Annotated in this window: 8 protein-coding genes; 1 reads left to right on the top strand and 7 read right to left on the bottom strand. The window is 64.2% G+C overall.

Going from position 1 to position 8,495, the window contains the following annotated elements; genetic code table 11:
• Nucleotides 1-137 precede the first annotated feature (137 nt).
• Together ACFHVL_RS30310 and ACFHVL_RS30305 are read right to left on the bottom strand one after the other, a co-directional pair.
• The gene (locus tag ACFHVL_RS30310; protein ID WP_416631997.1) at nucleotides 138-1,079 is read right to left on the bottom strand and encodes an aromatase/cyclase; all 942 of its coding nucleotides are present in this window, start codon (nucleotides 1,077-1,079) and stop codon (nucleotides 138-140) included.
• A 64-nt stretch (nucleotides 1,080-1,143) separates the two neighbouring features.
• Nucleotides 1,144-1,734 (bottom strand): hypothetical protein, encoded by a 591-nt coding sequence (locus ACFHVL_RS30305; protein WP_416631995.1) that lies wholly within the window; start codon nucleotides 1,732-1,734, stop codon nucleotides 1,144-1,146.
• Between the two features lie 738 nt (nucleotides 1,735-2,472).
• On the opposite strand from ACFHVL_RS30305, the gene ACFHVL_RS30300 reads away from it, so the two are divergent.
• Nucleotides 2,473-3,228: a class I SAM-dependent DNA methyltransferase gene (locus ACFHVL_RS30300; protein ID WP_416631994.1), complete on the top strand. Its 756-nt coding sequence runs from the start codon at nucleotides 2,473-2,475 to the stop codon at nucleotides 3,226-3,228.
• 229 nt (nucleotides 3,229-3,457) lie between these two features.
• Here the strand turns inward: ACFHVL_RS30300 and rfbH are convergent, their stop codons facing one another.
• The 5 genes from rfbH to ACFHVL_RS30275 are packed head-to-tail and all read right to left on the bottom strand — an operon-like array spanning nucleotide 3,458 to nucleotide 8,132.
• Nucleotides 3,458-4,783 carry a lipopolysaccharide biosynthesis protein RfbH gene (gene rfbH / locus ACFHVL_RS30295; protein WP_416631993.1) on the bottom strand — a complete coding sequence of 442 codons (1,326 nt, stop codon included), beginning with the start codon at nucleotides 4,781-4,783 and terminating at the stop codon, nucleotides 3,458-3,460.
• Nucleotides 4,780-5,823: a Gfo/Idh/MocA family protein gene (locus tag ACFHVL_RS30290; protein WP_416631991.1), complete on the bottom strand. Its 1,044-nt coding sequence runs from the start codon at nucleotides 5,821-5,823 to the stop codon at nucleotides 4,780-4,782. The genes rfbH and ACFHVL_RS30290 overlap by 4 nt, the downstream gene beginning before the upstream one ends.
• Nucleotides 5,823-6,347 (bottom strand): flavin reductase family protein, encoded by a 525-nt coding sequence (locus ACFHVL_RS30285; protein ID WP_416631989.1) that lies wholly within the window; start codon nucleotides 6,345-6,347, stop codon nucleotides 5,823-5,825. Before ACFHVL_RS30285 ends, ACFHVL_RS30290 begins: the two co-directional genes overlap by 1 nt.
• A 40-nt stretch (nucleotides 6,348-6,387) precedes the next feature.
• Complete coding sequence (locus ACFHVL_RS30280) at nucleotides 6,388-7,527, bottom strand: DegT/DnrJ/EryC1/StrS family aminotransferase (RefSeq protein WP_416631987.1); 1,140 nt, start codon at nucleotides 7,525-7,527, stop codon at nucleotides 6,388-6,390.
• 41 nt (nucleotides 7,528-7,568) lie between these two features.
• Entirely contained in the window at nucleotides 7,569-8,132 is a 564-nt protein-coding gene (locus ACFHVL_RS30275) for a dTDP-4-dehydrorhamnose 3,5-epimerase family protein (RefSeq protein ID WP_416631986.1), read from the bottom strand.
• Nucleotides 8,133-8,495: the final 363 nt, after the last annotated feature.

Below are 8,495 nucleotides of genomic sequence, written 5' to 3'. Positions count from 1 at the left end.
GAACCGAACGATAGAAGCGTCAGAACTCCTATCCTTCCAGTTCAGAGGGCACTTTCTACATCCGGGGTCCTACCGGTCCAACTTCATCGGTGGATCGAGGCTGAGTGCGGTGCGGCGCAGGCCAAGGGCGGCGTTGCCTACCGCCTGTCCTTGGCGTACCGTTGCGCGGCTTCGAGAACCGCGACACTGCCGGCACCGAGCTCCCGCCGGGCGAATTCCCGTGCCTGATCCAGTCCGGCGCCTGCACCCAGCACCCTGGCAATTCCCTGCTCGTCGAAGACCACGGTATGCCGGGCAGTGACCGTGACCTTTCCGTCGTGTTCTTCCACCACCCATTCACCGGTGTGCACGGTGGCAAGCGGTGGCACCGTGAGATGACGATAGGCTATCTTCGATGGGATCAGGCATACCCGAACGAGTTCGGAAGCGTGCACCCCGTGGCCGGTGGCGACCTCTGTGCGTACCGCCTGGACGCCATCCGTGTCACGGGTCACCTCGACGGCGACCATGTCCGCTACGCTGCCGACCCAGTACCGCGGGTCCCGCAGAAACTCGTAGACCTCAGATCTGGTGCCATCGAACGTGGCGGTGTCGGTGAAAGTCAGCAGCCGGTCTCGCCGCCCGGCAGCCATCTCGGCGGCAACTTGGAATGCTGCGAGTTCATCACTGCTCAGCCGGTCCAGGACCGCCGCGATCCAATCCAAGTTCGAGGGGTCGTCGTCGACCGCGCGGTAGTCGTGCACCAGCCGGACCAGGCACTCTTCGGCCGAGACCGCTTCGATGATCCATTCCCCACCCATGTCCGCCACTGGCGGATGTGCACTTTCCTGGCGGTATTCGACCCGGAGCAGTTGCGGGTTCAGGCGACGTATCGCAACCCAGTGATTGAAGGTCCCGTCGGTGGTGGTCCAGATTCTGATCCGGTCAGTGGACGCGGTGCCTTCCACCCGCTCCGCGTGTACGGTGGTCGGGTAGATCCAGGACCAGTTCGATACATCGGCGATCAATCGGTAGGCTGCCTTGGCCGGTGCTCGTACCGTGGCCTCATGCAGAGTCTCGCGTCGGGTGCTGGAGTGCATTGCCGGTCTCTCCGCTCGAATCGGATGAAGTGGCGCTGGCTGACGCAGGCCTCCGCCGACAGGGTCAGGTGGCGGCGGCGCCTGGGCTGGCGGTACCCCGGAGCAACTGCTCGCCATACGCGACACCAGCGGTGTCCAGCCGCAGGGCCGCGTGGCTCGCGAGGAAATGCAGATCCCGCCAGAACCGCTCTAGCGGCTCGCCGATGAATTGTCCACTCGTCCCTGCGGCTCGGGACAGTCGCTGTGCCGCGCCCACCAGGTACTCGACGGCCAACGCGCAGTCCATGGGATTACGGGCCGCCTCGGTGGCCGTCACGGTCTCCTGGTCGGCGGTCCGTGCTGCTCGCTCTAGCAGCAACGCGGCCGCGTCCGCGTCACCTGTTGCCCGGGCCAGCTCGGTCTCGGCCGCCGCGAGCCGGCCGCCGGTCGGCTCGCTGCGGCCGATCCGCGTCGACCAGGCGGCCAGCGCGCCGCGGGCGGCACCCAGTGCAGGAGCGGCGAAGAGCACGCCGCTCGCGATCCGTAGCGGGACGGTATGGCAACGTGCGGTCGAGTTCACGGCGTGGCCTCGCTGCATTTCCTCCCGCAGAAATGCTCGGTGGTACGGCACGAAGACGTCATCGAGCACGAGCGTCTTGCTGCCGGTGCCTCGCATACCCGTGGGGAACCAGTCGTCCACCGCCTGGTAATCCGAGCGGGGCACAAGAAAGTACTGGACCGGTTGACCGGCCTGTGGCCCAGGACCGCACAGCAGCGCCCAGTCGGAAAAGTCCGCCCCGCTGTTGTACCGCCAAAATCCAGTAAGCCTGATCCCGCCCCGGGCAGCTGTCACGGTCCCGCCCGGGTTGAGTCCCGCGACGACCAGCTTGTCGGGACCGTCTGCCCACAGTTCCTCCTGACCTTCCGTCGGAAGATAGGCGCCTAGGCGCCCAGCGCCGGCCGCGAGTGAGCTGCACCAAGCGGTGGAGGTGCAGGCGGATCCGACAATCGCGATGGCAGGTAGGAGCTCGCTGAAGTGCCCCGCGTTCCCTCCGTACCGGGTAGGGACGAAGTGCCGGCAGAAACCTGCCGAGATCAGCGCCTCCACGGTCTGTGGACTCAACGTCCGGTTCGTGTCGGCGTCGTCCGCTTGCGAGCCGGCGACCTCGGCTACGCGCACAGCGGACTCGCTGAGCGCAGTGCGGGGCAGCACCTCACTCGCCATGTCAGCCCTCTCCAGCCCGTGGCCGGCCAGCACCGGCCCGATAAGCAAGAGGCTTACCGTCAACTCTCGTGGGGGACTCGAGATGTGCTGAATCCCGACCGAGTCATCCCGGTCGCTGCGGCTGACTGAGGGGTCGAGTTTCCGGCCTACCTCGAGCGGTTGTGGAGCGACGGCGGTCAACCTGGCGGCATGGACGGATACGACGCCACCACCTACGGGGACGGCATAGCCGAGATGTACGACAAGTGGATCAGCGCGGGTAGCCAGGACGCCCAGCTGGACGCAGCAGTGAGCTTCCTCGCTGGACACGCCCGCGCTGGGCGCGCGCTGGAGCTGGGCATCGGAACCGGCCGGATTGCGCTGCCCCTGGCAGAGCGGGGCATCAAGGTGCACGGGATCGAGGCATCCGAACGGATGGTGGAGAAGCTGCGGGAAAAGCCGGGTGCCGAGGATCTGCCGGTCACGGTGGGGGACTTCGCCGACGTCGCGGCCCCGGGTCCATTTGATCTGGTCTTCGTGGTCACCAACACCCTGTTCAACCTGACGACTCAGGAGGATCAGCTGCGCTGCCTGCAGAATTCCGCCCAGCAGCTCTCCCCGGGAGGGGTGCTGGTGGTGGAGGCACTCGTACCGGACGTGACGCGGTTCGACCGTGACCAACGGGTGCAGGTTGGCCAGATTGAGGTGGGACGGGTGCGGCTGGACGTCTCCCGGCATGATCGTGTGAGTCAGACGGTGACCTCACAACATCTTGTGGTCGACGCCGAAGGAACCCGGCTGTACCCCGTCCAGACTCGTTATGTCTGGCCCGCTGAGCTCGATCTCATGTGTCGGTTGGCCGGGCTGTTCCGGATCGCTAGGACCGGAGGCTGGCAGGGCGAGCCGTTCTCGGCAGCCAGTCCCAGGCATGTCTCGGTGTACGGCCGGTCAGCTTCAGCTTCGTAGCCCAACGAAGACCGCGCCTGCTGCGCGGCTGCGGCCACGGCGACAGATGGTGTGCCCGAACCGGATCAATCTGAAGTGGATTGTCGACGGCGACGAGACGGGTCGGCGCCGCCCAGGTATCCGAAGAGAAGATTGCGCCCAGCCCGTCTGGCCGCCGTCCCCTGCACGGCCGGTGGACCAGGCGCGGCGGGCGGATCCCGTTGCGGCTGGTCCACCAGAGCGTCTGTTGTCAGGACGACTTGATGGAGTACTCGCGGATCGAGTCAGCGACGTAGTCGATCATCTCGTCGGTCAGGGCCGGGTACACGCCGACCCAGAATGTGTGTTCGGTGATGATGTCGCTGTTGGTCAGTGGCTCGGCGACTCGGTAGGTTCGGTCCTGGTAGGCGGGATGCCGAACAAGGTTGCCACCGAAGAATCGTCGGGTCGAGATCCGCCTGTCCTCCAAGAAGCTGATCAGACCCTTGCGGGTGTACGCGGCGTCGCGCAGGACGGTGATGACGAATCCGAACCAGCTGGGGTCGCTGCCCGGGGTGGGTTCCGGCAGAAGCAGCCCTGGTACGCCGTCCAGTGCCTCTCGAAGCCGTCGCCAGTTGCGCCGGCGAGCAGCTCCGAATGGCTCAAGTTTTCCTAGTTGGCTCAAGCCGAGCGCTGCCTGTAGGTCGGTCGACTTCAGATTGTATCCAAGATGCGAGAAGATGTATTTGTGGTCGTATCCGTGGGGGAGAGTGCCGATCTGGTGATCGAAGCGTTTGAAACAGCGGTTGTCCTCTCCCGGCTCGCACCAGCAGTCGCGTCCCCAGTCCCGCATGGACTCGATGATCCGGGCCAGCGCCAAGTTGTCCGTGACGACGCATCCGCCCTCGCCCATCGTCAGGTGGTGTGCTGGATAGAAGCTGACTGTGGCGGCGTCTCCGAACGATCCGGTGATCCGGCCCTGATATGTCGAGCCCACCGCGTCACAGTTGTCCTCGATCAGAAACAGGTCGTGCTCGTCGGCCAGAGCCGCTACCTCTTCGACCGCAAACGGGTTGCCCAGCGAGTGCGCCAACATGATTGCCCGGGTACGGGGCCCGATCGCGTCCGCGACTCGCTGCGGCGTCGTGTTGTAGGTGGCGAGCTCTACGTCGACGAAAACCGGTACCAGATTATTGTGGATTATCGGATTGACGGTGGTCGGAAAACCTGCGGCGACGGTTATTACCTCGTCGCCCGGACGCAGGCGCAGATCTTCGAGCTGCGGTGAGGTGAAAGCGCTCAGCGCGAGCAGGTTGGCAGAAGAACCAGAGTTCGTCAGATGGGCTTTGCGAACTCCGAAGAGCCGTGCGAACTCCCGCTCGAACGTGCGGGACGCGGTGCCGGCCGCGATGCGCAGGTCGAGTGCCGCCTCGACCAGTGCCACCCGGTCGTCGTCATCGAGTACGGCACCGGAGACCCATAGCGGAGTAACACCCGGCGTAAAGTCATTTTCGCGTTGTGTGGCGCTGTGATAGCGTCTGGTCAGTTCTTGAATTTGCCGCCGCAGGCCCGATAAACTGCTGTCACTTCGCGTCACGGAGTCGCCTTCCTTCCGGCCGTCCGGCCTACGAGATAGCCCGAGGTGGTGCCACTTTGGGCCTGTCGGATCGAATCAATCAGCATCGCCTGGTCGCTGATTGCGCATTCCTTCACATCTGTACCTCCATCGCCACGCACCGCCGCCAGGAATGCCTGCAAAGAGCCCGAGTACTGGTCGTGAGCCGGCAGCAGGACATGCGTGTGACGGTCCTGCCAGTCCGTGCGGACCTCAGGCCGGTGTTCCGCAGGTGGGGTGAAGACGTGGTCGACCGAAATTCGACCGGTGCTGCCGAGAAACTGGTACGACGAGACGTATCGGTGGTTGATCCCGAATGTGAGCTGCGCGGTGACACCATCCGGGTGCCGTAGTAGCGCGGCGCCACCGAGATCCACGCCGAGCGCATCCGAGAAGCGCCGGCTGGCACCCACGACGGTCAGGTCGCGGCCGAGGAAGAGCTGCGCGGCCCGCACCGGGTAGCCAGCCACGTCGAGCAGGGCGCCGCCCCCCAACTCGGGCTGCAATCGCAGGTCGCCGGGAGGCCGTGTGGGGATCGTGAAGGTCGCCGAGAACGCCTGCAACTCGCCGATGGCGCCGGCGGTGAGCATCCGGCGGACCGCCGCGTGCTGCGTGTGATGGACGAACATGTAGTTCTCCATGAGCACCAGTCCGGATCTACGCGCTGTCCCGACCAGGTCCACCGTCTGCTCATGGGATGTCGTCAGCGGCTTCTCAGATAGCACGTGTTTACCGTGTTCCAAGGCTTTTCGGATCCACTCGGCGTGCATCGCCGGAGGTAGCGGTAGGTAAACCGCGTCCACATCGGTGCGACGCAGCAACTCGTCGTAGCCCGCCACGGGCTCCCCGCCGAACCGACGAGCAATCGTGACGGCTCGGGACCGTCGGCGACTCGCGACAGCGGTCAACTGCGTACCGGGAAGGCCGGCGAGCGCTGGCAGGATTCGTCGAACCGCAATGTCGGCGCAGCCGATCAGACCGACCCGAACTGTTCCGGATGCTGCTGAGAGCACTTCGCTCATCAGCCCACCACCTGGGTGAACGTGCGTCGTACGAAGACCAGCGGCGTGCCGGGCACGGTGTCTGCGGTCAGTACTTCACCGACGATGATGACATGATCGCCGGCTTGGTGCTGGTCGTGCACCCGGCATTGGACTACGGTAAGTGCATCCTCGGCGACTGGGAGCCCGAGTTCTGTGCTACGGAAGCCGCCTGAGGCGAACTTGTCTGCGCTTCTATCGGCGAACTGGCGGGCTAACATGGCGTGCTGTGGCCTTAGCACGCTGACAGCGAAGGTCTTGCAGCGGGTGAAGATGGGAAAACAGTTGGCTGACTTCGCCACGCAGAACGAGACCAGCGGTGGGTGCAGAGATACGGAGCAGAACGAGCTCGCCGTCAAGCCGTACGCGATACCTTTATTGTCGAGGGTGGTGATGATGGCTACTCCTGTCGGGAAGCTGGCCATTGCATCACGGAATGCCGCGCGTGATATCGATTCTATTCCGGAATCTGCGATGTCGGTGGCCGTTCTCAACTGCTCGCTCACCGGGTCGCTCCATCTCCTGGGCTGTGTGTGAGCACGACACTCAGTGGTTCGCATTTGCTTCTAGGGACTTGCGCAGTTGGGTCACCACGTGGTGTATGTCCGCCTGGTCCAGGCCTTGGTGCAACGGCAGGCAGAGCGTCTCTTCGGCGGATTGGTCGGAGCCTGGTAGAACTGATGTTGATCCGTACGCCGGAACTCGGTGTAGTGGGGGGTATCGGAACGTGGTGTAGATGTCGTTGCGATACAAGTCTGCAGCGACCTTGTCTCGAATAGCGGCGTCCATCTGGATCCAGAAGAAGTAGTAGGACGTTCGATGTCCGGCCGGTAGTGGTGGGGGCAGCCGCAGGGCAGGCATGCCGACCAACTCGCGTCGGTAGTACTCGGTCACCTGTCGGCGCTTGGTGACAAATTCCGGCAGCCTGCTCAACTGCACCAGTCCGATCGCTGCGGTCAGGTCGTTGCCGATCACTCGACGCGCAAATTCCCGCACATCCAGTTCCCACCACCGGTGTGACACCTGTGCCTTGGTGAATCCGTTTGCCTGTTGCAGGCCATGATATGAGAGCCGCCGGGCTCGATCGGCTACGCTCCGATCGCGTGCGTACAGCATGCCCCCGTCGCCGGTGACCAATACCTTCATTGCGTCGAAGCTCCACGTTGCAATGTCGCCGAAGGTGCCGCAGGCCCGACCAGCTACGCGTGAATCGACAGCGCACGCGGCGTCCTCCACCAGTGATATGCCCTGTTTGCGGCAGTACTCAGCGATCCTGGCCACGTCTCCCGGATAGCCGCCGTAGTGGAGCAGCACCACGGCCCGGGTTCGATCGGTGACCGCCGCCGCGACGTCTTCCAGGCTCGGATTCAGTGTGTGCGGGTCAACGTCGCAGAAGATTGGCGTAGCGCCACAGGAGGCGACGGCGTTGGCAGCCGCCACGAAGGAAATCGACGGGAGTACGACCTCGTCGCCCATGCCCAGCTCAAGCAACTCCGTCGCGAGGAACAGGCCCGCGGTGCACGAGTTGATGTACAGGACGTTCTCCGGATCAACGCCGAGGTGTGCGGCAAACGCCTCCTCGAACTGTCGAGTACGAGGCCCGCTCCCGAGCCAGCTACTGTTGAATACCTCGGCCACGGCGGCGAGCTCCTGCTCGCCCAGCGTGGGCTGGAAGACGTTGATCACGAATCCTCCGTAGGTGCGGGCTGCGGATTTCGGGACGCCCGTCAGAACCCGGTCAGGAAACCCGCAGTCATGGCTTGGACGAGGGTTGGTGCCGAGGCGTCCTTGTCCGAGATCACCGGCGGCTCGGTAAGGTCCCACGGCAGGGCGAGTTCGGGATCCAACGGGTTGACTTCGAACTGGGTACCAGGTACGTGTGGCATGGAGAGCAGGTAGCAGACGCATGAGTCGTCGGTCAGCGCGCGGAACCCATGTCCCATGCCGTCTGGCACGAGTACGGCGTTGCCGTTTTCTGCGGTCAACAGGTTGCGGACGTGCTGGCGGAAGGTTGGTGAATTTGGCCGGAGGTCCACCACTATGTCGAGCAGAGCACCTCGGACGCAGGTCACGTACTTTGCTTGGCCCGGTGGTTGCCGAACACCGTGTAGACCTCGAATGGTGTTGCGTCGGGAGGTCGAGTAGTTGACCTGAGCGACTGAGAACTGCTGCCCTGTTGCCTTTTGCAGGAGGTCGGTGCGGAACCCCTCATGGAAGGAGCCTCGCACATCCTGCAACTGCTTCGGTGACACCAGGTACGTCCCTGGGAGTACCAACTGATGGATCTCCACGGCAACACTCGCCTCCCACCTCTCCTCGCGATTCGATGGTGGGATGCCTGGCTCGGCCTTGAGTAGGAAAGCACTCGAGAAGCGGATGTGGGATGCTGTGCCCGCGCAACCGATGCTGGGTGTCGCAGATGTTCGGCCTGCTGCCTGGGCTTTGATCTGGTCGAACCGATGCACCAGACGCGGTGAATCCCGCCCTCGGCGATGCGTTCACGATGGTCGACGCGAGGCTGGCGCGTGGACGCAATGCCGCTTAGCGTAAGTTGATCATGGTGTTGGGCTGGGGTTTCGTGGTCGTGTTGGTGTCGCGGCGTAGGTCCGGGGTGCGGGGCGTTACGGTCTGCGGGTGGTCGCGGATGCGGATGT

Origin of the sequence: Micromonospora sp. LOL_023, assembly GCF_048060115.1 — a bacterium.
Classification (GTDB): domain Bacteria; phylum Actinomycetota; class Actinomycetes; order Mycobacteriales; family Micromonosporaceae; genus Micromonospora_E.
Note: the sequence above shows the minus strand (reverse complement) of the source record. Positions and strands in the feature narration are given on the sequence as shown.